Source organism: bacterium, assembly GCA_040755755.1.
In the GTDB taxonomy this organism is placed as follows: Bacteria; SZUA-182; SZUA-182; order DTGQ01; family DTGQ01; genus DTGQ01.
Genome location: JBFLZW010000061.1, coordinates 26,725 through 50,152, shown reverse-complemented (window position 1 = coordinate 50,152; position 23,428 = coordinate 26,725). Strand labels below are relative to the sequence as shown.

The window sequence follows — 23,428 nt, the reverse complement described above, 5'->3', positions numbered from 1 at the left end:
ACCCGCAATCAAAAAAATTTATCCATGATATTTGTCATCGCGAACCGAAGAAAACAGGAGTTGGAAAAGAAAAGATAGGGAGGGGTATTGCAGGATTATTATAAGCTGCTGTTATGAAGACAGGGGAGGGATGCCCCCGAAAGACGGTTAGGAAAGCGGAGAAATCGATTAAGATAAATCGATTAGCAGGTATAAATATTCCTCATGGAATCAAGAAGTAAGAAAGGAGTACCTCATGCTTACCAAACCTCAACGCATCAGCTTGTATGGTGTCGTATTAGCTTTCTTCTGCCTTTATCCGGCAAATTCCATCGCCGCACCCGCAAAGAAGCCCGCTCCTGCCAGAATACGAAAGACTTCCCCTGCCGCAAGGAGTAGTACTCCGGTTCACCGAAGCAGCATGAGCGGCAATATCAACATTCTTTTCGGACAGAAGCTGCTCGATGACAATGACTGGGAGCCGGTCGAAAATCAATTTGAGTTCGGGATAGAGGCAGATATCAAAGAACTGTCCTGGCCGGTCAGTATAACCATGAGTTATGCTCATTCGAGTGATGACGATACGGTGTATTATTATGATTACGATCCCTATTGGAGGTCAAGCGGGGACATTGAAGGGAAAACTTCAGAATTGAACATCGGAGTGAAAAAGATATGGGACCAACCTTCCGGTATTCACCCCTTCCTTGCTGGCGGATTGTCAATCATTGATGCTGAGCGTGAAAGAGAATTTTGGGAAACAAGAAATCACGTGGTCGTGAGATGGAAAAGCTCTGATTCCGACTCCGGCCTGGGGATATGGTTTGGGGGAGGGATTTATTGGACATTAAATCAAATTTTCAACCTTGGAGTTGAATTGAAATACTCCCATGCCGAAGTTACCTTATTCAATGAGGACTGTGAGGCTGGCGGCCTCCACTACGGCATACTGCTCGGCTATCACTTTTAGGTTACCGGCAGGAGTCCTTTGAATTCCAGACCATGGGGTATCGGAACTGACAGTTCCGATACCCTGCCAATCTGAACTGCTGGTTCCTGCTTGTATCTGAAGTAACTATTTGCTCCTCCTGGCATAACGCCCTTCAGGGAAAGCGGTGTCGTGCCACCGCAAATCCACAGCGGCTGCCGCCGCTGTGGACGATAGCTGACCGCGGATTTACCGCGCTGTGCACTGAGCTTTGATGCATATGGGGCACAAGCTCCCAATATCTGCCGACGGAAGAAAATTATCGGAACTATGGGTTCCGAATATTTATTGCCTGTAGCTCGACAAGACTTTATATATCAACTGATTACATGGACGGCACAATTATTGCTAAAGCTCCGGCTATCTCAGGAAACATGCAGGTCCAATCACCTTATAATAAAAGTGAGGAAGGGGTAATCAGGGAGACCAGGATATATGAAGCACAATACGGCTGGTCAGCAGGCCACTATTACGGGAATTGTTACCGCTGCAGATTGGGATGAAGAGGATAATATCAGTGCTGTTATTATTGCCACCCCGGATGAGGAGGAATACCTTGTCGATAATAATTCCAAAGGAGAGGAACTGCTGGAATTCATCCACAGGAACGTGAGGGCTACCGGGACTATCAGGGATGAGGGGGATAGATGCAAGATTATTTTGATAAAGAGTTACGAAGTTGTTGACGATTAATCATGCAAGAAAAGGGTAAAAATTATCATTTCACTTTTAGCGCTTTTTTTGCTAAAATTGGGACCTGATTTATGGCTGGAGATGAGAAGGGCCTTCATCTCCAGAGGATTACTTTTAACGTAAGGGGGCTCATAACAATGGACAACCAGGTATCAAATCGTAAAAGGGAGATTGACGACTAAATGAAAAGTAATCTTTGTGTCTGCAAGGAAACTGAATCAATCAAGATCAGTGAAGAAGAAACGGAACCTCCAGGTAGTATGACCGGCTATGCCGGTATTGCCGGAGGTGAGTTGAACGAGCATCCCGCCACCTCATTAATCAAAGAACAACCCGCCTCATCATCGAAAGTTTTCATCGTGCCAAAGACAGCCAATTATGTGTCTGACAGGTTACCTGATGACGAATCAGGCAGACCGCAGACCGCAGCACTGCGCTCTTATGCCTTCCGGAAGCGGTTTTTCCCCGAAGCGACCGAGGCTGATTGGAACGACTGGCACTGGCAACTGCGAAACCGCATCACGGGCATTGATGAACTGGCCCGCATCATCCGGCTGTCTGAAGATGAATGGAGGGCCCTCAACCATCATGGAGGGGCGCTGCCCCTGGGTATCACGCCCTATTACGCCAGCCTTCTCGATGAGGATGATCCTTACCAGCCCTTGCGCCGCACCGTAGTGCCGGCAAGCGCTGAATTCGTATGCACGCCGGGTGAATCCAATGATCCGCTTGGAGAGGATGCTCATAGCCCTGTTCCGGGAGTGGTCCACCGCTATCCTGACCGGGTCCTGTTTCTGGTTACCGGCTTCTGTTCTACCTACTGCCGGTACTGTACCCGCTCGCGTATGGTAGGTCATCATGGCGGATTCCGCTTTAACCTGGCTCAGTGGGAGCAGGCTATTCGCTATATTGAGTCGACTCCGGCCATCCGGGATGTCCTGTTGTCCGGTGGAGACCCGCTCACCCTTCCAGACCAAAAGATAGAGTGGCTGCTTTCACGATTGCAGCGCATTCCTCATGTAGAATTCCTGCGCATCGGAACAAAGGTACCGGTGGTTTTGCCGCAGCGCATCACTCCGGCTCTTACCCGTATGCTCAAGCGATATCATCCCCTGTGGATGAGCATTCATTTTACTCACCCTGACGAGCTTACTCCCGAGACGAGTCAGGCTTGTGAACGGCTGGCCAATGCCGGTATTCCTCTGGGCAGTCAGACGGTTCTCCTGGCAGGAGTCAATGATGATGTGGAAACCATGAAACGCCTGGTGCACGGCTTGCTCAAGGTGCGCGTCAAGCCTTATTATCTTTATCAATGCGATCCTATTTCCGGATCCGGTCACTTTCGTACCTCAGTGAAAAAGGGACTGGAGATTATCAGGGGCTTACGCGGATATACCACCGGCTATGCAGTGCCAAACTACGTGGTTGATGCCCCCGGAAGCGGAGGCAAGATTCCCCTGGTGCCGGAATATGTAATTGGCCGGGAGGGAGATTACCTGATGCTCCGTAACTATGAAGGCAATATTTATTATTACCCGGACCCTGCTGGAAACTGCGAATAGCAGATATTCCAGCACCTCATTGTTCAACAAGGCAGTTATGATGGGGAGAAAAGACGAATGAAGCAAAAATTTTTTATCATAATGCTCACGGTTCTGGCTTTTGGATCGTTACTGTTCCTTTCCAGTAATAGTGCTTTAGCCATTGATGAGGAGGCTGCCGGAGCAGAAGCAGCCAGGGATGCGGAACCATCCGTGCGCGGGGATGCTGACCAGCCTGTGCATGAGGGCGCTGAGCAGCCTGCCGGGCACGAAGAAGCCGATCAATCCGGCCAGCAGGAAGTTTCCTCTGAGAAGGATCAGCCTGCCGAGGACAAAAACACTCCGTCTGAGGTGACTGAGAGTGAATTGAACCAGGATGAACCTGACGATTCCAGCTCTGATTACGAGATCTCTGAAGAAGAGCGAAACCCTGGGAATAACGAGGAAGGCAACGGGCCTGAAGGTGAAGCGGCCATCGAGAAGACGCGTGAACGTGGCCAGCACGCAGAAGAAGCTGGCGCTGAAAGCGATGCTCAGCAAGATCAGCCCGAAAGCGGGTCCGAAAAAGAGGCCGAACCACCTGCCCCGGCACCTGATGAAGGGGAGAAGTAGAAGTTTTTATCAGCATGTATTCGGATTGGTTGCGGGTTATGAGCTCCGACCATAATTGCGAGCTCATAACCCGCTAAAAAATAAATAACTGGAAGGTAAAAACAGAATGATAATCGGAATGACCTATGACCTTCGGGATGATTATCTGGCCGAAGGGTACGGAGCGGAAGAGACCGCCGAGTTTGATCGTCTGAGCACTATTGAAGCGATCGAGCAGGCTTTGCAGGGTCTGGGACATACGACGGATCGCATCGGACAGGCAAAGAGCCTGGTCAAACGCCTGGCCGCAGGGGAGCGATGGGATATGGTTTTCAATATCGCCGAAGGGCTGCACGGATTTGGCCGGGAGGCACTGGTTCCCGCCCTGCTTGATACCTATGGCATTCCCTATACGTTTTCCGACCCGCTGGTCCTTTCCCTGACCCTTCATAAAGGCATGACCAAGCGGGTGATCCGGGATCTTTGCATTCCTACTCCTGATTTTGCCATAGTCGAGACAATAGATGACCTATCCCTGGTGGACCTTCCCTTCCCCCTGTTTGCCAAACCCATTGCCGAAGGAACGGGAAAGGGAATAGCCGCGGATTCGAAGATTCAGACCAAAGCCGAGCTTGACCGTGTCTGCCGGAGGATTTTAACCCAATTTCAGCAGCCGGTTTTGATTGAGACCTTTCTCCCCGGACGGGAATTCACGGTCGGAATCGTAGGCACCGGCAAGGAGGCTGCGGCTGTCGGCTGTATGGAAGTCCTCCTCAGACAGAATGCCGAGCATGAGGTCTACTCCTATCTGAATAAGGCGAAGTATGAAGAAGTGGTGGATTACCGGCTGGTGGACGATGCTGCGGCCAGGGAAGCCATAGAGGTGGCTTTGGCTGCATGGCGCGGCCTTGGCTGCAAAGATGGAGGCCGGATCGACCTGCGTGCTGACTCTCATGGCCATCCCTGCTTCATTGAAGTCAATCCCTTGGCCGGGTTGCATCCGCAGCATTCGGATCTGTGCATCCTCTGCACGCTGGCTGGCATTACGTATCAGGAACTGATAATGAGGATTATGCAATCGGCCATGAAAAGACTCGAAAGTGCTCCATTGCTCACTTGCTGTGCAGAAATGGCCGGAGCCATGCCAAAACCTCTCTCTGCCTGAAGGAGCTAAAGGAGGGTGAAAGTAGCGCTTTTGCATAGTCAGATACCGCAGGGAGCAGCCAGGGACGATCTTGATCTGCTCGTCCAGGTCGATGCGGTTTCCCGTGCCCTTGATAGTCTGGGATTTGAGCCTGTTGCCATCCCCTTCTCACTCGATATCGAAGCGGCTAAAGATGCGCTGCACAAAACCCGGCCCGGTGTGGTCTTCAACCTGGTGGAAACCGTGGATGGCCGTGGTCAGCTTATCCACCTTGCTCCCTCCATCCTGGATCACCTGCGGCTGCCCTATACCGGATCGGGCACCGAAGCCCTTTTTTTAACCTCGAACAAGCTTCTGGCCAAAAAGATACTCAAGGCATCGGGTATTCCCACCCCCCCCTGGATAACGAGGGAAAGCAGCCGGGAAGAGCCCGCCATGATACCGGCTAATGCCTCCTGTATTATCAAATCCGTCTGGGAGCATGCATCCATAGGAATGAGCGAGAGCTCGGTGATAACGCTTACCGAAGGACGTCTTCATCATCTTCGTCAGGAGATGGAGCGTTTCAGGGAGCGCTGCGGAGGGGATTGCTTTGCTGAAGGCTATATCGATGGCCGGGAATTTAACCTGTCCCTCCTGGCAGGCAGGGGGGGCGATAGCGGCCTCCGGGTGCTTCCTCCGGCTGAAATACGCTTTGAACAATTTCCCGATGGAAAATTGAAGATCGTAGATTATCGGGCCAAGTGGGAAGAAGAGTCATTCGAATATCAGCATACACCCCGCTGTTTCGACTTTCCCGATGAAGATGGCCCACTCCTTGAGAGGCTTGTGGAAATAGCCGGAAAGTGCTGGGATATCTTCGATCTGCGCGGCTATGCCAGAGTTGACTTCAGAGTAGACCATGACGGCAATCCCTGGGTCCTTGAGGTCAACGCCAACCCCTGTATCTCTCCGGACAGCGGATTTGCAGCCGCAGCCAGCCAGGCAGGCTTGAGCTACGAGCAGCTTGTCCACAGGATCATCGTGGCAGCCGGAGCTGGGGGGATATGAAGGCAATAAGGATACCGGAGAAAAAAGAAAACCTCAGTTGGGAATATGATGAAGAGGCTGATGTCCTCTATATTTCCATTGGCGAACCATGCAAAGCACTTGGAGTTGATATCGGAGAGGGAGCTATCCTGAGATATAGAGAAGAAACAGGAGAAGTCGTTGGACTGACGCTGCTCGGAGTAAAGGAAAGACTATTACGCAACCTGAAGGAGAAATGAATATTCATGGACTTTAGCACCATCACCTATCGTGATACCGTCGAGCCAGGAGACCGGGAAAATGTCCGCAGGATAATCGAATCTTCCGGGTTCTTTTTCCCCGATGAGATTGATGTTGCCGTTGAGCTTGTGGATGAGCGGCTGGCAAAAGGAATCCGCAGCGGGTATTATTTTCTCTTTGCCGAGCAGGGCCAAAGGGTGCTGGGCTATTCCTGCTTTGGTCCTATTGCCTGCACTGTAGCCAGCTACGATATTTTCTGGATTGCCGTTCACAATGACTTTCGCGGCCTGGGACTGGGGAAAAGACTCTTAGCCAGAAGCGAGCAGATGATAGGCAGCCTGAAAGGGGAGCGTATCTATGTCGAAACATCCTCCCGGCAGATATATGAGCCGACGCGTATCTTTTACCAGCATTGCGGATATCAGGAAGAGGCGATTCTGAAGGATTTTTACGCTTCCGGCGACGATAAGGTCATCTACGTTAAAAAAATCCAATAGGTTCTCACTTATCCCTCTCTTCTTCTCCCCATCACCTTACAACTGGCCCCTCATCATCTCCTCATTATTCCAATAATTCTGCCATTTTATGTTTAAGAATTACACCAAAATTTAGTAATTAGTAATCTCAATCCTCTAAAACTTCCGATAAAATCCAAAATGGTTTGAGCATAAAAAGAAGTACAACTTCATCATAACCGGGAGGCCATACATATGACTTATACCGATAGGGTTTCACCAAAGCAGGCTATGGCATTTGTTGCTTTTTTGGTGGTCTGGTTGACCTCTGCTGGGAGGATTGGGCATTGTCAGAATCTGATTATCAATAACCAGAAAGGGAATCAGAAAGAGAGCGTGATGTTCACCGTTTCAGTGAAAAACGCACCGAATGCCATGCAATCTTTCGGATTTGAGGTGCATTATGACCATCAGATTCTTGAATACACGCGGTATGAGCGGGGAAAGGCAGTAGAGAAGTATAAATTTTTCGACTGCCTTCAAGCGGAGCCTGGCGTAGTAAGGTGTGGAGGCTTCACGGGCAGCGCGGGAAAAATTTCCGCCGGGCAGAGCGGGGAAATTGTCAACTTGTACTTTCGAAAGATCAACTGTCGTAATACCACTTTGAGCCTGCAAAACCCGGTGGACGATCTGAAGGGCTGGAAAGCCGGGGATGGTCGGTTTACCTGCAGGAGGGATTGACCTCTGCGGTCAGGAAATAAACCAGAAATGGGAATTTTATTCGCAACTGGGCAGTGTCGTCAGAACTGATCGTGAGCTCATCAGGAAGCTGTAAGCGGTGGTTTTTTGTTAAAGAGCATTTAACCGTTTCATCGAGATCAGAGGAATTGGGTGAGAAGCTATGAAAAGATCATTTTCCACATCTCTCATGATGGGGATGCTCACTCTCCTGATTCTGGCCATGAGCGGCGTGGCCAGGTCAGAAGAGCTGAATGTGCAGACCCTGAATAAAATCATTGAAAGCAAGAAAAAACGCTGGATAGCCAGGGAGACGTCAAAGTCAAAACTCTCTCTGGAGCAGAAGCGGGATCTGTGTGGATTGATAAAAAAGAGACGAACAACCAGAAACGGGCAGAATGAAAACTCCCCAAAACCGGTCAGACCCGGAGCAGGATATCTGAAGGCCAAGAGCTTTCCGGGAGAAAAGCCTTATCTGGGGGAAATAGGAGGGAGCGAATCTTCAGAGGTATCTTCTTCGGAGATACCTTCTTCGGCTGAGCAGCCGATTTTAGACTTGCCTCCCTTTTTCGACTGGCGAAGCAAGGATCAGATTAACTGGACCACTTCCATCAAAAACCAGGGATCGTGCGGCTCCTGTTGGGCTCACGCCTCCATTGCCGTGATGGAGACGATGATAAAAATCGGTTTGGGGAATCCTGATCTGAACCTGGACTTTTCAGAGCAGTTTATGGTCTCCTGCAGTGAGGGCGGCTGCGGTGGATGGTTTATGGACAGCAGTGCAGCGTTTTTAAAAACCACGGGGGTGCCGCGGGAGGAATGCTTCCCCTACAGGGCTCAGGATGTGACCTGTGAGCTGCGGTGTCCGAATTGGGAGAGTCAGATAGAGAAAATCCCTGACTGGAACTGGGTCAGCGGTTTTCCCCAGGTTGTTGATCCGGGTCTGATCAAGCAGAAACTGATGAAAGGGCCGCTTCTGGTGGCCATGACCGTGTACGATGACTTTATGTATTATTCCCGCGGCGCTTATGAGCACGTACAGGGATATATCATCGGGGACCATGCCGTGGTCGTGACCGGCTGGGATGACAAGGATCACTGCTGGATCTGCAAAAACAGTTGGGGCCGGGAATGGGGAGATTCAGGATGGTTTCGAATCAGGATGGGAAAAAACGAATGCGGAATCGAGGACAGCATGATCTATTACTCCACACCCATAGCCTGGGATTGCGATAGGGAAGAGGGATTCGAAACGAAAGGCGGAAATTTCGCTCAAGGATGGGAAAGGAAGGTCAGAAACGCCAATTACAGTTGGAAAATTTCCAATAATCCTGTCTATGAGGGTTTGCAGGCGGCCACTGTTGAATTCGATCCCGGCCTGCGCTCCCAGGATGAAACACTGATGAGCTGGAAGATTCAGGGAGAAGACCTATCCGTGGCTTTTGCCTTTATGGGCTCCTATTACTGGGGGGTGTCTCAGGATCATTACCGGGTCAGTCTCTGGGCAGTGCGGGGAGAATGGGATGGAGGAGTAGGTGATGATATCCTGATCACCGGGAATATCATGGAAGATAACCTGGATTATGACGATGAAAGCTGGACATGGATACCAACCCGGTACCGCCTGCCGCAGGAAGTTGACAATATTCCTATTCGGTTGGCCTTTCGCTACCAGGGGATGGATGGCGCCCAGTTCTGCCTGGATAAAGTCTGTATCCAGGGGATAAAGGAAACCGGCTGCGACTGTTCCAGGGATGACTCAGGTGCATTGGACATCAGCCGGGGGAGCGGCCCGATCGATATCCGCATCCAGAACGCGCCCCAGGAGGTGAATTCCTTTGGGTATGATATTCTGTATAATTCTTCTCTGACCTCGTATCTGGGGTTTGAGCCGGGACAATTTTTCAAAGGCTCTGACCTTGTTTTCTGTCAGGAGATCAAGCCCGGACAGATCCACTGTTGGGGAAATAATTATAGCTCCAGTCGAGGGAGAATAATTCCCCCAGGTTATACAGGGACACTGGTTACTCTTCAGTTTTCCCCCATTGGGCATACGGCAGGAGAATGCAGTCTGTGTCTGGAGAATCTGGAAGATGATATGGCGGGATGGGGAATAACCAATGGCTGCCTTATCGCTTCCTCATCCTCGTCATGCACTGCCGACGTTAATGGGGATGGGCAGATAACTCCACAGGATGCTCTTGCTCTTTATGAGAAGTCCTCGAATGTCTGTCCGACAACATACTGCGGACCCTGCTCTGAAATATGCTGTGATGTTGATATGGACAAGGAATGTACCTCTTCCGATGCCCGGTTTATCTTTCAAAAGTATCTGGCAGGAAGATAGGATAAGGGTGAAGTGGATAGGGGATTTTCGCGGCCTGCTGGACATTTTCAAAGTTCCTGAGAGTAACTTCTCATTTTCCTTATATTGGGCAATGCGGCGCATGACCGGCTCGAGATCGTCAAGTTTGGCTTTGAGCCTGGCCAGCATCTCCTTGACCTGGCGGTCATCGATCTCGATTTTTACCAAATCGTTTGACATGGAAGCTGAAACCTCATAAAATCATGATGAGGTGATCGTATGTTGAATTTTGATTTCTGGGCACATAATCCAACCAAAGATGAGAGTGTAGATCTATGGGGCGATCTACTGCCTGTTGAGGGCCAGCCCATAGCTACAGGCGAAAGAGCCCGTGATTTTAACGCCCATGCCATTGCCTGTCTGTATTCTCTGCGAAGAGATACGGATATCGCCAGGCAGTACGCTCTTGCTATCAGCGATAAGGATTTAAAATCAAGCGCTTTAAAATTCATTGAAAATCCTTTTGTTTTCGATCCCATCAAAGGCGCTATCCCCCTAAGTGAAAAAGCGTCCTCCTGATCGTTTCTTTATTCCCGCCCGATTTATCAGGCAAAAGCTGAATAACCGGCTCCAGGTAATCATATATTGGATGATTTTTGACGATTCTTGCAAGATCATCCAGGATGCATGTCTCATCAAGTCCCAGGTTTTTTATAAGAGCCCGGAATTTACTGACCCAGTCTGAATACCCATAACCTGACGAGAGGATTTCAGCCTGGTGGAGAGCGTCCGCATTGGCCAAAGTTTTCCACCAGTGCCAGGTAGTCCGATCCCCTTTCTGCCCAAAATACTTTATCGCCTCCTCTGGAGGCAGGCGAAAGGCAAAATTGATGGCAGGGGCAGGCTCAGCCATTGGCATCCTCCATCAGCCCAAGCATCTCGGCGATAAACATACCCCTGGTCAGCACTCCCTGGAGAACGGAAGGGTCCATATCCGAAAAGGCACTGGTGAGCATTTCCTTGAATTCTTCCGCAGAGTGAGCTGCAGCCGCCATCTTCATGATGGGATCGATGAGCGGGGCCATAATTTCCTTCCAGCCGTCCTCCATCAGGGCAGTCAGGCTGTCCAGCTTATCCTGCATAGGGGCGGGGATATAACCCCTGCATTCCCCTGTTTTCCACTGATCACTGGCCACTGATCACTGATCACTTTTGCAAGGGAGGCCGGGAAGGGCAGGGCATGGGCTGCCCCTGCCGGACCTGCGGCAGGGAGCCCCTGTGGCGGCTGGGGTGACGGAAGCAGCCTGGCTCCCTCTTCGGGTACCGGAACCCCGAATCTGTCATAGATATGGGCTTGAGACATCGGCAGCCCTATGTCTTTATGCAATATAGAATAGACTCTGGCCACCTTCTCCAGGTTTTCGGCAGCTTCGACCTGGAAGATAAAATCAGGGACCGGAGCATCTGGACCAAAGTTGAAGTATACCATCGGGGCCGGAATCTGGAACTTAATCGCTCTGGCCAGGGCTTTGGCATCGAATTTCAGAAGATCGTGCCTGACCTCGTTCTGAACCTGGCCCAGGGCCAGGGAGCCGGTTTTCCCTGGCTCGGTAGTCAGTACCTGGCCGAGTACTCCTTTGGAGTACTGCCGGTCGCAGTATTCGGCCAGCTTTTCATAGTCACCGCTGCCAGAGCCTTTTCTTTCGACCAGTGCAATAGTGGTACTGTCAGAGATAACCGCAGCCGCATCGACGCCAAGGGCCAATACGGCTTGTTTTAAGGTCGCAATATCGTTCTCGCTTGTTCCCGATTTATATTTGCCCAGCCTCATCTCCCCGGAAAGGATCATTTTCGGTGAGAAGCCGCGGATAATCGAGCACCATACCCATGTTCTCCGAATCGGCAAAGGTGAATCTGCGCTGCTCGATGCTTTTCAGCTCCTTGATCCAGACCTGCCCCTCGGAATAGTCATACATGATCTCCGACATGGCTAACCCTTTTCCAATGGCATCACACAGATCCAGCAGGGCTTCATCGAAGTTTTCGATGTAGCCGACCGCCTCCTGGAAGATCAACGTCAGATTTTCTGGCTTCATGCCATGAGACGGGCAGGAGTACGGAGCAAACATCCAGCTTGGCTGGACGATGGTCCGCAGCAGGGAGCTGGCTGCTGCAGCAGGCCGATAGTGACCGTGCCATCCGCAATGCGTCTGAGTAAAGCTATGGCATTTTCATAGCGTACTTTGGCTGTCTCTGACATATCCCGGTCAGGCTTGCGTGAGAAAACATTATATACAGCGATATCTACCGATATTTTTTGATTATCTGGGGAACAGGATCAAATGGCACATCAAACCGCATCATCTCCGCCGTGGGCGTCTGGTTCACCCAAAAAGACGCGACGGTGCCCGTGACGGTGCAGATCCGCGGAGTCACAACCGGACTGCCGAACGAGGTCGTGCTGGCCGAAAAGGTCGTGGCCCCGGGCGAGGTCAACCTGAACGCCGAGACCAAGATCGTCTTCGCCGATCCCTTCTATGCCCAGGCGGACACCAGCTACGCGGTCGTGCTGCTCACCAACAGCACCAACTACCGCGTGCGCATCGCTACCCTGGGGCAACCGGGGCAGAACGGCGTCATCACCCGGCAGACCTATGTGGCCGGTGTACTGCTGGAAAGCTCCAACGCCGAGACATGGACGCCGCTCAACGGCTCCGATCTCACCATGAGAATCTACGGCTATGACTTCCAGTCCACCGGCGAGGTTCGCTTCCAGCCCATCACCGGGGTGCAGTTCAGCGATCTGAACCTGGACGAGTATTCGTCCATTCCGGAGGGGAGATCGAAGCCGGGCGGATCAACCGGGAACTGATGGACGCCGGATACCTGCATGAAGACCTGTTCGCCGCGGCGCTTGCGGCGCAGGCCGGGAGGACCCGATTATGAGCATCACCATCGAGAGCGACACCGATACGATTCTGGAATTGCCCGGGCTTACGGGTACGCTCGGCCCCGGAAAGAACTCCGTCGTTCAGGCGATGACCACGGACCTGCTGCGCGCCGTTGACCTCGGCCTGCTGCTGGTCCCCAACGGCGCGGAACCGCCCGAGGGTCTGCCGCCGGTGGTGTTCGACCACCGCTACCTGCACGTTCTGCCTCTGGCGGCCGCTCGTGCTTACTACGTCCGCGTCCTCCGGACTCCGGGCGGTTTCCACGACGGAACCCGGGCCCGGAACTTCATCGCCTATTACGGCGACGGCGCGGGCATGAGCTGCGCCTTCTCCGACGACGGGCTCACCTGGGACACGGAGAAAAAAGTCACCGGTATCGCGGCCAACGGCTATCACCTAGTCTGTGCGCTGGAGGCCGCTGACCGGCTGCGCATCCTCTACTGGAACCCGGACGTTCCCAACCAGCCCTATGCCATGGCCGGTCTGCGCACAGCGGTGGGTCCCGCTGGCCCCGGAAGCCTTGACTCGGTTACACTCGGTCAAATACCGAAAATAACCGGACAAACCGCTTGACAATGGACCTCAGACTGATATATTGTAACCCTGTTTGTCCTGGTTTATTGGGACATAAACGCCGAAGGCTGGAACGTGGTACACCGATCAACCAAGAGAAAGAGGCCGCTGCGAGGCAACCAATGAGGCCAAACGTGACTGGAGTCGAATGATGGAAGACCGATGGCTCTCAGTAGATGAGATTGCTGACCATCTCGGCATTAAGCGGGATACGGTCTACAGGTGGATCAGTGAACGGCAGATGCCGGGCCACAAGATCGGTCGGCTTTGGAAGTTCAACAAGAAAGAAGTGGACGAGTGGGTGAAGTCTGGCGGAGCCGGCGATAACGAGCCTGGATCAAAAGGAGATCGCTAATGGCGGAGCCACTGGCCGATAGAGTCATAAAGAGAATTGGCCAGGCTGCCGAGCTGTACTACCGGCTTGTCATGCTGGTGGCCCCGGACGGTTCGGGCAAGACCGCCGCGCTCCAGGATGTTCATGAACGCACGGCGGCTCCTCTGGTCAACGTCAATCTCGAACTTTCCCGGCGCATGCTCGACCTCACCGAACGCCAGCGGGCCTTGCAGTTGCCCCGCCTCCTCGCGGAGATCGTGGGCGCATCCGCAGCCGATGTGGTTCTTCTGGACAATGTCGAGGTCCTCTTCGATGTCTCGCTCAAGCAGGACCCGTTGCGGCTCCTGCAGGGGCTCTCCCGAAACAAGACGGTGGTCGCGGCCTGGAGCGGCTCCATCGACGGAGAGCACATGGTCTATGCAACGCCGGACCACCCCGAATACAAACGATATCCCTTACGAGATTTCCTGGTAGTGAACCCGGAGGCCGTTGCATGAAGACAAGGAACGAAGACGCAGGAGGGCAGACGCGATGAAATACGGAGAGCTGATCCAATTCGAGCCTATCGAGTCCGTGGTCCAGCTACGGGACGCCGACGAGGCCGCTGCTGCCCGGCAGCTTGTCCAGACCTATGTCATCTCCTCTGAGATGGCCGAGAAGCTGGTCAGCCTGGTCGTTCCTCAGCTTCAGTTCGACCAGCCCATGGACAACAAGGGGCTGCTGGTCGTGGGCAACTATGGCACCGGTAAATCGCACCTCATGTCCGTGATCTCCGCCCTGGCTGAAAACGGCGATCTCGCAACGCATCTGAACGACAAGAGCGTGGCCAGCGCTGCGGGCAAGATCAGCGGACGGTTCAAGGTAGTCCGGACCGAGATCGGCGCGACCACCATGTCCCTGCGCGACATCCTCGTGGCCGAACTGGAGGAGCACCTGGCCGCAATGGGCGTGTCTTATTCCTTCCCGCCCGCGGATAAGGTTTCCAACAACAAGCGCTCCTTCGAAGAGATGATGACCGCCTTTCACCAGGAGCATCCCGACCACGGTCTGCTCCTGGTGGTGGACGAACTGCTCGACTACCTGCGCACCCGCAAGGATCAGGAACTCATTCTCGACCTCAACTTTCTGCGTGAGATCGGCGAGGTCTGCAAGGACCTGCGGTTCCGCTTCATCGCCGGTGTCCAGGAAGCCATTTTCGACAGCCCTCGTTTTTCCTTTGTGGCCGACAGCATCCGCCGGGTGAAGGACCGCTTCGAGCAAATCCTCATCGCCCGCAAGGACGTCAAGTTCGTGGTGGCCGAGCGTCTGCTCAAGAAGACCGCCGACCAGCAGGTGAGAATCCGGGAGTACCTGACACCCTTCGCCAAGTTCTATGGCCGCATGAACGAGCGCATGGACGAGTTCGTGCGCCTCTTCCCCGTGCATCCGGACTACATCGACACTTTCGAGCGGGTCACCGCGGTGGAAAAGCGCGAGGTGCTCAAGACCCTGTCCCTGGCCATGAAGAAGATCCTCGACCAGAACGTGCCCGACGACCGGCCCGGAGTCATCGCCTATGACGGCTACTGGACCACCCTGCGCGAGAACCCGTCCTTCCGCGCCGTTCCGGACATCAAGGCAGTCATCGATTGCAGCATGGTGCTCGAGTCGCGCATCCAGCAGGCCTTCACCCGCCCGGCATACAAACCCATGGCGATCCAGCTCATCCACGCGCTGTCGGTTCACCGGCTCACGACGGGCGACATCTACGCCACCCTGGGCGCGACGGCGGAGGAACTGCGCGACGGGTTGTGTCTCTTTCAGCCGGGCATCGAGGAACTGGGCGGCGATCCGGCCGATGACCTCCTCTCCCAGGTGGAGACCGTCCTGCGGGAAATCCACAAGACGGTCAGCGGGCAGTTCATTTCGTCCAACCCGGACAACCGCCAGTATTACCTGGACCTCAAGAAGACCGACGATTTCGACGCGCTGATCGAGAAGCGGGCCGAGAGCCTCGATTCCTCGCAGCTCGACCGCTACTACTACGAGGCGCTCCGGCGGGTCATGGAGTGCACCGACCAGACCTACGTCACCGGCTACAAGATCTGGCAGCACGAACTCGAATGGCTGGAGCGCAAGGCCGCGCGCCAGGGATACCTTTTCTTCGGCGCGCCCAACGAGCGATCTACTGCCGTGCCGCCGCGAGACTTCTACCTCTATTTCATCCAGCCCTTTGACGCGCCGCATTTCAAGGACGAGAAGAAACCCGAGGAACTGTTCCTGCGCCTGACGAACACTGATGAGGAATTTCGCACCGCGCTTCGAAGCTACGCCGCAGCCCTGGACCTTGCATCCACCGCTTCGGGCCACGCCAAGTCCACCTATGAATCCAAGGCGTCGAACTTTCTCCGCGACCTCGTGCAGTGGCTTCAGAAGAACATGACCACGGCCTTTGAGGTCACCTACCAGGGGCGTGCCAAGTCCCTGACCGAATGGGCCAAGGGTAAGTCCATCCGGGAGCTTTCCGGCATCGGCTCCGTTGATCGCATCAACTTCCGCGACCTGGTGAACACCATCGCGGGCATCTGCCTCGGAGCAAGATTCCAGGATCAGGCTCCCGAATACCCGTTCTTCTCGGTGCTCATTACCGGAGCGAACCGGGCCCAGGCCGCGCAGGACGCCCTGCGCGCCATCGCCGGACAGAACCGCACCAAGCAGGCCACTGCGGTGCTCGATGCGCTGGAGCTTCTCGACGGCGAGCGGCTCGATCCCTGCCGGTCCAAGTACGCCAAACACATTCTCGGCGTCGCCAAGAAGAAGGGCCACGGACAGGTGGTCAACCGCTCCGAGCTGATCCAGGACGTCCTCGGCGTGGAATACCTCGCGCCGCAGACGCTGCGCCTCGAACCCGAGTGGGCCGTGGTGGTGCTGGCCGCGCTGGTCTATGCCGGCGAGGTGGTCCTCTCCATTCCGGGCAAGAAGTTCGATGCCACGGGCCTGGCGCAATTGGCCGGAACCGGCATCGACGAGCTGGCCCAGTTCAAGCACATCGAGCGGCCCAAGGACTGGAATCTTCCGGCGCTCAAGGCGCTCTTCGAACTGCTTGGACTCACGCCGGGCATGGCGCAACTGGTCACCCAGGGCAAGGACGAGTCGGTTCAGGAGCTGCAAACTAAAGTCGCCAAGTATGTCGAAGACATTGTCCGGACCCAGCAGGCACTCCGTGACGGCCTGCACTTCTGGGGTCAGCGCCTGCTGGATGACTCAGTCCTCAGCACTCATCACTCATCACTGGAACGACTGAAAGGCTTTCTTGAAAGCCTTCAGGCGTTCAATTCGACCGGCAAGCTCAAGAACTTTCGCTATGACGCCTCGGAAGTGACCGCTCATCGGAGCGGTCTCAGTTCCCTTGCCGAGATCAAATCGCTTGAGGAACTGGTGGCGGACCTCGGGGCCACGGCCTCGTACCTCTCGACCGCCGAGGCTGTCCTGCCCACCGGCCATGAGTGGATCGACAAGATGAAGGCCGTTCGGACGGAAGTCCTCACGGCGGTTATGAGTCACGGGTCACGGGTCTCGGGTCAAAAAGACTCGGAACGCGCGACCCGCGACCCGCGACCCGAATTGCAGCGCAAGCTCGGCGACCTCAAGAAGGCTTACCTGCTGGCTTACCTCTCCATGCACGCGAAAGCGCGTCTTGGCGTGAACGAGGACAAGCGCAAAGCCCAACTCATGGGCGACGAACGGCTCAGGGACCTGCAGAAGCTCTCCACCATCGACCTGATGCCCCGCCAGCACCTATCGGACTTCCAGAACCGCTTGGCTGGCCTGAAGAGCTGCTTTGCGCTCACCGAGCAGGAACTGGAAGCATCGCCGGTCTGCCCGCACTGCGGCTTTCGGCCTGCGGCGGAAGCCAGGACTGAGCAACGAGGACTGAGGAATGGGTCCGACTCAGTCCTCAGCACTCAGTCCTCAGTCCTGATCAACGCCGCCGCGGTGCTTCAACAGCTCGATGAACAATTGGACAAGATGTTGGCTGAATGGACTGCGGCGTTGATCTCCAATCTCGAAGACCCGACCACCAAGGGGAACCTGAGCCTGCTCAAGCCCGAGGCGCGCAAGCTGGTGGACGGCTTCATCAAGAAGCGGACCCTGCCGGACGACCTCGACCAGGACTTCATCCACGCACTGCAGGAGGTGCTCTCCGGGCTCACCAAGGTTTCGGTCAAGATCGCGGACCTTCGCGACGCCCTGCTCTCGGGCGGCTCCCCGGCCACCCCGGCGGAGATGCGGAAGCGGTTTGAGGAATACCTGGACGGCCTGACCAAGGGCAAGGAGCCCGCCAAGGTCCGGATCGTGTTGGAATAGGAACCGCGAATGAACGCCAGCGAACGCCAATTGATACAACTGATTCGCAAGGGCGAAAGCATCGATCTTGAATTCAAGACCTGCCGCAACCAGCTCAATCGGGATGTCTATGAGACGGTGTGCGCCTTTTTGAACCGACATGGCGGTACGATTTTATTGGGGGTCACGAATTCCGGAGAGATACAAGGCATTGAACCGGATGCCGTTTCACAAATAAAGAAAGACTTTGTCACCACCGTCAACAACCCGCAGAAAATCCACCCTCCTGCCTACATTTCGCTAAATGAGGTGACTATTGAAGGGAAACCGGTACTTCGCGTGTATGTCCCGGAGAGCTCACAGGTCCACAGATGCAACGGGCGCATTTATGACCGCAATGAGGACGGAGATTTTGACATTACGGATCATACGCGTCAGGTGGCTGACCTTTATCAACGAAAACAGGCCACTTACTCAGAGAACAAAATCTATCCTTTTGCCAAGCTGGACGATTTACGTTCTGATCTCATCGACAAATGCCGCCGGCTGGCTGGAGTCTGGCGGGATGATCATCCCTGGCTCGGTGTGGACGACATGGGCCTGTTGAAAAGTGCCCAACTCCACCAGACCGATCCGGAAACCGGCAAAAGCGGCATCACGCTGGCAGGCATACTTTTGCTTGGAAATGACCAGCTTATTCTATCAGCAGTACCCCATCACCGAACCGATCTCATTTTGCGAAAGGTCAACCTGGATCGCTATGATGACCGGGATCTGGTCAGAACCAACCTGATTGAAAGCTACGAACGGATCATCGCCTTTGTGCAGAAGCATCTGCCCGATCCCTTTTTCCTCGAAGGCATGGAGCGGATAAGTCTTCGGGATGCCATTTTCCGAGAAGTTGCCTCCAATATCCTGATTCATCGGGAATATACCAATGCCTTTCCCGCCAAGCTGATCATCGAACGGGGCCAGGTCCGCACTGAAAACAGCAATAAACCCAACGGATTCGCCGCTCTCGACCCGGCCAATTTCACGCCTTTTCCAAAAAATCCGGTAATCGGAGCTTTCTTCCGGGAAATCCACCGCGCCGACGAACTCGGCTCGGGTATGCGCAAGATGATGCGGTATGGCAAGGCGTATGGCGGCGCCGACCCTCAAATGATCGAAGGCGATGTATTTCGAATTGTTGTCAAGGTGCCCGAATTTGGATCGGTTGGTGAAGTTACAGGTGAAGTAACGGGTGATGCCGCTCCGAAGCAGGCGACCAAGTCGGGACTGAGTCGGGCCCATGAGGCCCATGACGGGGCCCATGATGAGGCCCATGAGCCCATGAGCGAAGTCGAACAAAGAATCCTGCTCGCCTGTCTCGATGCGCCACAAAACACGCCGGATCTGCTTGCTCTGCTTGGATACGAAAGCCGAACGGGAAGCTTCAAAAAAGCACTCTCACGATTGATGGATTTGGCTTGTTTGGAGATGACAATTCCGGATAAGCCCAGAAGCAAGAAGCAGAAATATCGGCTGACTGAGAGGGGGCGGAAGGTGCTGAAAGGAATAGAAGGAGGCTGAGAGTGACCAAGTCAGTCGTGGGTCGCGGGTCAGCGAGTCACGAGTCAAAACGACCCGCGACCTGTGACACGGAACCCGAGACCTGAGCGGAGCGAACATGGCGAAGATCGAGAAGTTTGAAGACATCGAAGCGTGGAAGAAGGCGCGGGAACTGGCAAGGGAAATCTATGCCATTTCCAACGAGGGACTGTTCGCGCGCGACTTTGGACTTCGCGACCAGATATGCCGCGCCGCTGTCTCCGTGATGTCCAACATCGCGGAGGGCTTCGAGCGCGGAGGCGATGTCGAGTTCAGACGTTTTCTATCCATCGCCAAAGGGTCGGCTGGCGAAGTGAAAGCACAACTGTATGTGGCGCTCGATGCCGGCCTGATCGACCAAGCCACATTCGATTCTCTTTACAAGAAGGCAGCCGAAACAGGAAACCTCGTCGGAGGCTTCATGCGATATCTCAGTCGAGGGTCGGCGAGTCACGAGTCGCGAGTCAAGAACGACAGAAGCCCGAAACGGAGTTGAAGAATGGCGAAAAGCAATCAACCACATACGCAGCAAACAATGTTCGACACGGACCGACCCGCGACCCGCGACTCGGGACCCGTGACCTGCTTGGGGCTTACGTTCCCGAACGACGAGGAGCGGCGGAAACATTTCCTTGGCCTCCTGCGCGCCGGTTTGCAGGAATTAGGGGAGAAACTCGCTGTCCCGTTTGTGAGTATTGAGGACACCTATACCCGGTTGAAATCACTTGAGCATTGGCCACTGGGCACGGAGGAACAGATACGCGATCTCGCCCAGCGCATCGCCCATGCCGCATCCTCGACCCGTGACTCGGGACCCGCGACCCGCGACCTCCTCGGCCTTTACAAGGACGAAGTCGGCTTCCCCATCGGCTCGGACGAGGATATCCTGGCGCTGTCCGATCCGCCGTATTACACCGCCTGCCCGAACCCGTTCATCGCGGATTTCATCCGGCATTATGGAAAGCCGTATGACCCGATCAAGCCATACAGCCGTGAACCGTTCGCCGCGGATGTGAGCGAGGGGAAGAACGACCCGATCTACAACGCCCACTCCTACCACACCAAGGTCCCGCACAAGGCCATCATGCGGTACATCCTGCACTACACGGAGCCGGGGGATGTGGTCTTCGACGGGTTCTGCGGAACGGGGATGACAGGTGTTGCGGCGCAACTGTGCGGCGACAAGGCCACGGTCGAGTCGTTGGGCTACCGAGTCGACAAAGACGGGACGATCTCTCAGCAGGAGACAGACGAGAACGGTAAGGCAGTTTGGAAGCCGTTTTCAAAGCTCGGTTCACGCCGCGCCGTACTTAACGATCTATCTCCTGCGGCCACCTTCATTGCTTACAACTACAATACGCCGGTGGATGTCCGCAGTTTTGAACGCGAAGCCAAACGCATATTGAAGGAGGTTGAGGCTGAATGCGGCTGGATGTATGAGACGCTCCACACCGATGGCAAGACCAAGGGCAAAATTAACTATACTGTCTGGTCTGATGTTTTTTTGTGTCCAGAGTGCACTGAAAAATTCGTCTTTTGGGATGTAGCAGTAAAACTTGGCGAAGGTGTAGTCTTAGACGACTTTCAATGCCCAAATTGTGGGCACTGGCTTAGCAAAACGCCTGCCAATCAAACTACGACTTCAGAGATATCTTTAAGCCACAGAAGACCTATTGCCTCAAAGGTGGAGCGAGCGTGGGAGACATTTTTTGATTCAGCTCTAAACCAAACTATAAAGCAGGCTCAGCAAGTTCCTGTATTAATCAGCTACTTTGTGGGGGGCAAAAGATACAAGAAAAAGCCATCGCAATACGATCTTGATTTGCTCAACAAAATCAGTTCAACAGAACCTAAACACTGGTATCCTGCCTATTCTATTCCCCAAGGGGATAAGACGAATGATCCTTTTGCAGTTGGCATTACTCATGTCCATCATTTTTACAGCAGGCGTAATTTGCTTTGTCTCTCAGCCTTCTGGTCTCGTTTGCCAAGAAAAATGAAGTGGATCGCGACATCGTTTCTGTCAAGAAATCTAACTAAATGCAACCGATATGTTGTAAATTCCCACAATCTATCTGGTCGTGTAAATGGGCCATTAACCGGGACATTTTATATCCCGAGCGAAATTGTTGAGCAATCAGCAATAGAGCTTTTCAAAGATAAGACAATCAATGTTGGCTGGGACACAAAAACAAACCTCATTGGCACATTCAGTTCAACTGAATTGTTATGTATTCCTGACAACAGCCTTGATTATCTTTTTTTTGATCCGCCGTTCGGGGCTAACATAATGTACTCAGAGCTGAGTTTCCTCTGGGAGGCATGGCTTGCAGTGCTTACTAATAACCAAGAAGAGGCTGTAGAAAATAAGAGCCAGAACAAGACCATCAATGATTATCGCGAGTTAATGGTTAAGTGTTTCAAGGAGGCCTATAGAGCATTAAAGCCTGGAAGATGGATGACAGTCGAGTTCTCAAATACTCGCGCTTCAGTTTGGAATAGCATACAAAGCGCACTTGCTGATGCAGGTTTTATTGTGGGTAATGTGTCTGTTTTGGACAAAAAGCATGGTGGTGTTAAGGCTATGACAAATCCCACAAACGTCAAACAAGACCTCGTCATTTCCGCATACAAGCCAAACGGAGGATTTGAAGATCGTTTCCAGAAGGAAGCGACCACCGAAGAAGGTGTCTGGGATTTTGTCCGCACCCACCTCAAATACCTACCTGTCGTCAAACGCGGGGCAAGTGCTACCCATCTGATCGCTGTCGCGGAACGCGATCCGCGCATCCTGTACGACCAGATGGTGGCTTACTTCATCCGCAAAGGTTACCCGGTGCCGCTGAACAGCGCGGCCTTCCAGGAAGGGTTGTCCCAGCGATTCTCGTATCGTGACGGTATGTATTTTCTCCCTGACCAAGTGGCTGAGTATGACAAGAAGAAGATGACCTCAGGGGGCATGGAGCAAATGGCGCTCTTTGTTTCAGACGAGTCATCAGCCATTTCCTGGCTCCGCCAACTTCTCAAAGACAAGCCGCAGACATTTCAAGACATCCATCCGTTGTTCATTAAAGAGCTTGGCGGCTGGCAGAAATACGAGAAGCCGCTGGAGCTGTCGGAACTGCTGGAGCAGAACTTCCTCCGCTACGACGGCAAGGGCGAGGTGCCGAACCAGATTCACAGCTACCTCTCCACGAATTTCAAAGAGCTGCGGAACCTGCCCAAGGATGACGAACGCCTGCGCGCCAAAGGCAAGGACCGCTGGTACGTGCCCGACCCGAACAAAGCGGGCGACCTGGAGAAGCTGCGCGAGAGGTCGCTGCTCAAGGAGTTCGAGGACTACCGGACATCCACACAGCGGCGCCTGAAGGTGTTCCGCCTCGAGGCGGTGCGGGCCGGATTCAAGAAGGCCTGGCAGGAGCGTGACTACGCCACCATCATCACCGTGGCCCGCAAGGTTCCCGAGAACGTCCTCCAGGAAGACCCCAAGCTCCTCATGTGGTACGACCAGGCCGTTACTCGGCTTGGTCAAGGGGCGAGGGACTAGGGGCGAGGGGCGAGAAAGGCATGAGTATGCAAGTGAAGAGTTATAAGGATTTGGTCGTCTGGCAGAAGGCGATGGATTTGGTGGAGATGGTTTATCAAGCCACCAAGGGCTTTCCGAGGGAAGAGCTTTATGGATTGACCAATCAGGTTCGCCGGGCAGCCGTTTCCGTTCCTTCCAATATTGCCGAGGGCCATGCAAGAAATTCCACGGCTGAGTATAGAAACTTTCTCTCGATGGCCCGAGGTTCCTTGGCCGAGGTAGAAACACAGCTACTGATTGCCGAAAGGTTGAAATACACCGACCCTGGGCAACTTACAGAATTACTGTCTCTTCAAATGGAGATAAACAAAATGACCAACGCACTAATCAGCAAACTCGCCCCTGACCCCTAAAAAAGGAGGCGA

Annotated in this window: 25 protein-coding genes; 20 read left to right on the top strand and 5 right to left on the bottom strand. The window is 53.8% G+C overall.

Translation table 11 applies throughout. The features are described from left to right. Nucleotides 1–235: 235 nt before the first annotated feature. From AB1611_17995 to AB1611_17945, 11 genes are all read left to right on the top strand, one after another. On the top strand, nt 236–949 hold the full coding sequence (locus AB1611_17995; protein ID MEW6381475.1) for a hypothetical protein: 714 nt from the start codon (nt 236–238) through the stop codon (nt 947–949). Between the two features lie 453 nt (nt 950–1,402). Continuing rightward, nucleotides 1,403–1,660, top strand: coding sequence for a hypothetical protein (locus tag AB1611_17990; protein ID MEW6381474.1), 258 nt, complete (start codon nt 1,403–1,405; stop codon nt 1,658–1,660). Between the two features lie 182 nt (nt 1,661–1,842). Further along, complete coding sequence (locus AB1611_17985) at nt 1,843–3,222, top strand: KamA family radical SAM protein (protein MEW6381473.1); 1,380 nt, start codon at nt 1,843–1,845, stop codon at nt 3,220–3,222. Between the two features lie 57 nt (nt 3,223–3,279). Next, nucleotides 3,280–3,813: a hypothetical protein gene (locus AB1611_17980; protein ID MEW6381472.1), complete on the top strand. Its 534-nt coding sequence runs from the start codon at nt 3,280–3,282 to the stop codon at nt 3,811–3,813. A 106-nt stretch (nt 3,814–3,919) separates the two neighbouring features. Continuing rightward, nucleotides 3,920–4,957 (top strand): ATP-grasp domain-containing protein, encoded by a 1,038-nt coding sequence (locus tag AB1611_17975; protein ID MEW6381471.1) that lies wholly within the window; start codon nt 3,920–3,922, stop codon nt 4,955–4,957. Nucleotides 4,958–4,972: 15 nt separating this feature from the next. Next, on the top strand, nt 4,973–5,986 hold the full coding sequence (locus tag AB1611_17970; protein ID MEW6381470.1) for a D-alanine--D-alanine ligase: 1,014 nt from the start codon (nt 4,973–4,975) through the stop codon (nt 5,984–5,986). Then, complete coding sequence (locus AB1611_17965; protein MEW6381469.1) at nt 5,983–6,204, top strand: DUF2283 domain-containing protein; 222 nt, start codon at nt 5,983–5,985, stop codon at nt 6,202–6,204. The genes AB1611_17970 and AB1611_17965 overlap by 4 nt, the downstream gene beginning before the upstream one ends. 6 nt (nt 6,205–6,210) lie before the next feature. Then, nucleotides 6,211–6,702 carry a GNAT family N-acetyltransferase gene (locus AB1611_17960; GenBank protein MEW6381468.1) on the top strand — a complete coding sequence of 164 codons (492 nt, stop codon included), beginning with the start codon at nt 6,211–6,213 and terminating at the stop codon, nt 6,700–6,702. Between the two features lie 213 nt (nt 6,703–6,915). Continuing rightward, nucleotides 6,916–7,401: a cohesin domain-containing protein gene (locus AB1611_17955; protein MEW6381467.1), complete on the top strand. Its 486-nt coding sequence runs from the start codon at nt 6,916–6,918 to the stop codon at nt 7,399–7,401. 160 nt (nt 7,402–7,561) lie between these two features. Next, nucleotides 7,562–9,745 (top strand): C1 family peptidase, encoded by a 2,184-nt coding sequence (locus AB1611_17950; GenBank protein MEW6381466.1) that lies wholly within the window; start codon nt 7,562–7,564, stop codon nt 9,743–9,745. Between the two features lie 237 nt (nt 9,746–9,982). Further along, a complete protein-coding gene (locus AB1611_17945; GenBank protein MEW6381465.1) occupies nt 9,983–10,282 on the top strand; it encodes a hypothetical protein in 300 nt (99 codons plus the stop codon). Here the strand turns inward: AB1611_17945 and AB1611_17940 are convergent. The 5 genes from AB1611_17940 to AB1611_17920 are packed head-to-tail and all read right to left on the bottom strand — an operon-like array spanning nt 10,251 to nt 11,963. Further along, nucleotides 10,251–10,616 (bottom strand): hypothetical protein, encoded by a 366-nt coding sequence (locus AB1611_17940; protein ID MEW6381464.1) that lies wholly within the window; start codon nt 10,614–10,616, stop codon nt 10,251–10,253. The genes AB1611_17945 and AB1611_17940 overlap by 32 nt on opposite strands. Then, nucleotides 10,609–10,845, bottom strand: coding sequence for a DUF935 family protein (locus AB1611_17935; GenBank protein MEW6381463.1), 237 nt, complete (start codon nt 10,843–10,845; stop codon nt 10,609–10,611). The genes AB1611_17940 and AB1611_17935 overlap by 8 nt, the downstream gene beginning before the upstream one ends. Next, nucleotides 10,821–11,534, bottom strand: coding sequence for a DUF935 family protein (locus AB1611_17930; protein MEW6381462.1), 714 nt, complete (start codon nt 11,532–11,534; stop codon nt 10,821–10,823). Before AB1611_17930 ends, AB1611_17935 begins: the two co-directional genes overlap by 25 nt. Then, nucleotides 11,515–11,799: a DUF935 family protein gene (locus AB1611_17925; GenBank protein ID MEW6381461.1), complete on the bottom strand. Its 285-nt coding sequence runs from the start codon at nt 11,797–11,799 to the stop codon at nt 11,515–11,517. The genes AB1611_17930 and AB1611_17925 overlap by 20 nt, the downstream gene beginning before the upstream one ends. Continuing rightward, nucleotides 11,796–11,963 (bottom strand): hypothetical protein, encoded by a 168-nt coding sequence (locus AB1611_17920; protein MEW6381460.1) that lies wholly within the window; start codon nt 11,961–11,963, stop codon nt 11,796–11,798. The genes AB1611_17925 and AB1611_17920 overlap by 4 nt, the downstream gene beginning before the upstream one ends. 57 nt (nt 11,964–12,020) lie before the next feature. Here AB1611_17920 and AB1611_17915 point away from each other — a divergent pair, with 57 nt between their 5' ends. The 9 genes from AB1611_17915 to AB1611_17875 all read left to right on the top strand — a co-directional run bounded on the left by AB1611_17915 (nt 12,021) and on the right by AB1611_17875 (nt 23,416). Continuing rightward, the gene (locus AB1611_17915; protein ID MEW6381459.1) at nt 12,021–12,575 is read left to right on the top strand and encodes a hypothetical protein; all 555 of its coding nucleotides are present in this window, start codon (nt 12,021–12,023) and stop codon (nt 12,573–12,575) included. A gap of 70 nt (nt 12,576–12,645) precedes the next feature. Continuing rightward, entirely contained in the window at nt 12,646–13,227 is a 582-nt protein-coding gene (locus tag AB1611_17910) for a hypothetical protein (GenBank protein MEW6381458.1), read from the top strand. Nucleotides 13,228–13,375: 148 nt separating this feature from the next. Beyond that, nucleotides 13,376–13,582 (top strand): helix-turn-helix domain-containing protein, encoded by a 207-nt coding sequence (locus AB1611_17905; GenBank protein ID MEW6381457.1) that lies wholly within the window; start codon nt 13,376–13,378, stop codon nt 13,580–13,582. After that, nucleotides 13,582–14,058 carry a BREX-3 system P-loop-containing protein BrxF gene (gene brxF, locus AB1611_17900; protein MEW6381456.1) on the top strand — a complete coding sequence of 159 codons (477 nt, stop codon included), beginning with the start codon at nt 13,582–13,584 and terminating at the stop codon, nt 14,056–14,058. Before AB1611_17905 ends, brxF begins: the two co-directional genes overlap by 1 nt. Nucleotides 14,059–14,092: 34 nt before the next feature. Continuing rightward, nucleotides 14,093–17,908: a DUF6079 family protein gene (locus AB1611_17895; protein ID MEW6381455.1), complete on the top strand. Its 3,816-nt coding sequence runs from the start codon at nt 14,093–14,095 to the stop codon at nt 17,906–17,908. Between the two features lie 9 nt (nt 17,909–17,917). Further along, the gene (locus AB1611_17890; GenBank protein ID MEW6381454.1) at nt 17,918–19,459 is read left to right on the top strand and encodes an RNA-binding domain-containing protein; all 1,542 of its coding nucleotides are present in this window, start codon (nt 17,918–17,920) and stop codon (nt 19,457–19,459) included. A 97-nt stretch (nt 19,460–19,556) separates the two neighbouring features. Continuing rightward, nucleotides 19,557–19,973 carry a four helix bundle protein gene (locus AB1611_17885; protein MEW6381453.1) on the top strand — a complete coding sequence of 139 codons (417 nt, stop codon included), beginning with the start codon at nt 19,557–19,559 and terminating at the stop codon, nt 19,971–19,973. Nucleotides 19,974–19,976: 3 nt separating this feature from the next. Beyond that, nucleotides 19,977–23,024, top strand: a complete 3,048-nt coding sequence (locus tag AB1611_17880; GenBank protein MEW6381452.1) for a DNA methyltransferase — start codon at nt 19,977–19,979, stop codon at nt 23,022–23,024. Nucleotides 23,025–23,044: 20 nt separating this feature from the next. Then, entirely contained in the window at nt 23,045–23,416 is a 372-nt protein-coding gene (locus AB1611_17875; protein ID MEW6381451.1) for a four helix bundle protein, read from the top strand. The last annotated feature ends 12 nt before the right edge of the window (nt 23,417–23,428 follow it).

Excerpts from the sequence above, each read along its gene's own strand:
- AB1611_17925 (MEW6381461.1), bottom strand. The coding sequence starts at position 11,799 with ATGAAGCCAGAAAATCTGACGTTGATCTTCCAGGAGGCGGTCGGCTAC.
- AB1611_17910 (MEW6381458.1), top strand. The coding sequence starts at position 12,646 with ATGAGCATCACCATCGAGAGCGACACCGATACGATTCTGGAATTGCCC.
- AB1611_17985 (MEW6381473.1), top strand. The coding sequence starts at position 1,843 with ATGAAAAGTAATCTTTGTGTCTGCAAGGAAACTGAATCAATCAAGATC.
- AB1611_17890 (MEW6381454.1), top strand. The coding sequence starts at position 17,918 with ATGAACGCCAGCGAACGCCAATTGATACAACTGATTCGCAAGGGCGAA.
- AB1611_17955 (MEW6381467.1), top strand. The coding sequence starts at position 6,916 with ATGACTTATACCGATAGGGTTTCACCAAAGCAGGCTATGGCATTTGTT.
- AB1611_17920 (MEW6381460.1), bottom strand. The coding sequence starts at position 11,963 with ATGTCAGAGACAGCCAAAGTACGCTATGAAAATGCCATAGCTTTACTC.
- AB1611_17995 (MEW6381475.1), top strand. The coding sequence starts at position 236 with ATGCTTACCAAACCTCAACGCATCAGCTTGTATGGTGTCGTATTAGCT.
- AB1611_17960 (MEW6381468.1), top strand. The coding sequence starts at position 6,211 with ATGGACTTTAGCACCATCACCTATCGTGATACCGTCGAGCCAGGAGAC.
- AB1611_17945 (MEW6381465.1), top strand. The coding sequence starts at position 9,983 with ATGTTGAATTTTGATTTCTGGGCACATAATCCAACCAAAGATGAGAGT.
- brxF (MEW6381456.1), top strand. The coding sequence starts at position 13,582 with ATGGCGGAGCCACTGGCCGATAGAGTCATAAAGAGAATTGGCCAGGCT.
- AB1611_17965 (MEW6381469.1), top strand. The coding sequence starts at position 5,983 with ATGAAGGCAATAAGGATACCGGAGAAAAAAGAAAACCTCAGTTGGGAA.
- AB1611_17980 (MEW6381472.1), top strand. The coding sequence starts at position 3,280 with ATGAAGCAAAAATTTTTTATCATAATGCTCACGGTTCTGGCTTTTGGA.
- AB1611_17935 (MEW6381463.1), bottom strand. The coding sequence starts at position 10,845 with ATGCAGGATAAGCTGGACAGCCTGACTGCCCTGATGGAGGACGGCTGG.
- AB1611_17885 (MEW6381453.1), top strand. The coding sequence starts at position 19,557 with ATGGCGAAGATCGAGAAGTTTGAAGACATCGAAGCGTGGAAGAAGGCG.
- AB1611_17975 (MEW6381471.1), top strand. The coding sequence starts at position 3,920 with ATGATAATCGGAATGACCTATGACCTTCGGGATGATTATCTGGCCGAA.
- AB1611_17880 (MEW6381452.1), top strand. The coding sequence starts at position 19,977 with ATGGCGAAAAGCAATCAACCACATACGCAGCAAACAATGTTCGACACG.
- AB1611_17990 (MEW6381474.1), top strand. The coding sequence starts at position 1,403 with ATGAAGCACAATACGGCTGGTCAGCAGGCCACTATTACGGGAATTGTT.
- AB1611_17895 (MEW6381455.1), top strand. The coding sequence starts at position 14,093 with ATGAAATACGGAGAGCTGATCCAATTCGAGCCTATCGAGTCCGTGGTC.
- AB1611_17930 (MEW6381462.1), bottom strand. The coding sequence starts at position 11,534 with ATGAGGCTGGGCAAATATAAATCGGGAACAAGCGAGAACGATATTGCG.
- AB1611_17875 (MEW6381451.1), top strand. The coding sequence starts at position 23,045 with ATGAGTATGCAAGTGAAGAGTTATAAGGATTTGGTCGTCTGGCAGAAG.
- AB1611_17905 (MEW6381457.1), top strand. The coding sequence starts at position 13,376 with ATGATGGAAGACCGATGGCTCTCAGTAGATGAGATTGCTGACCATCTC.
- AB1611_17950 (MEW6381466.1), top strand. The coding sequence starts at position 7,562 with ATGAAAAGATCATTTTCCACATCTCTCATGATGGGGATGCTCACTCTC.
- AB1611_17940 (MEW6381464.1), bottom strand. The coding sequence starts at position 10,616 with ATGGCTGAGCCTGCCCCTGCCATCAATTTTGCCTTTCGCCTGCCTCCA.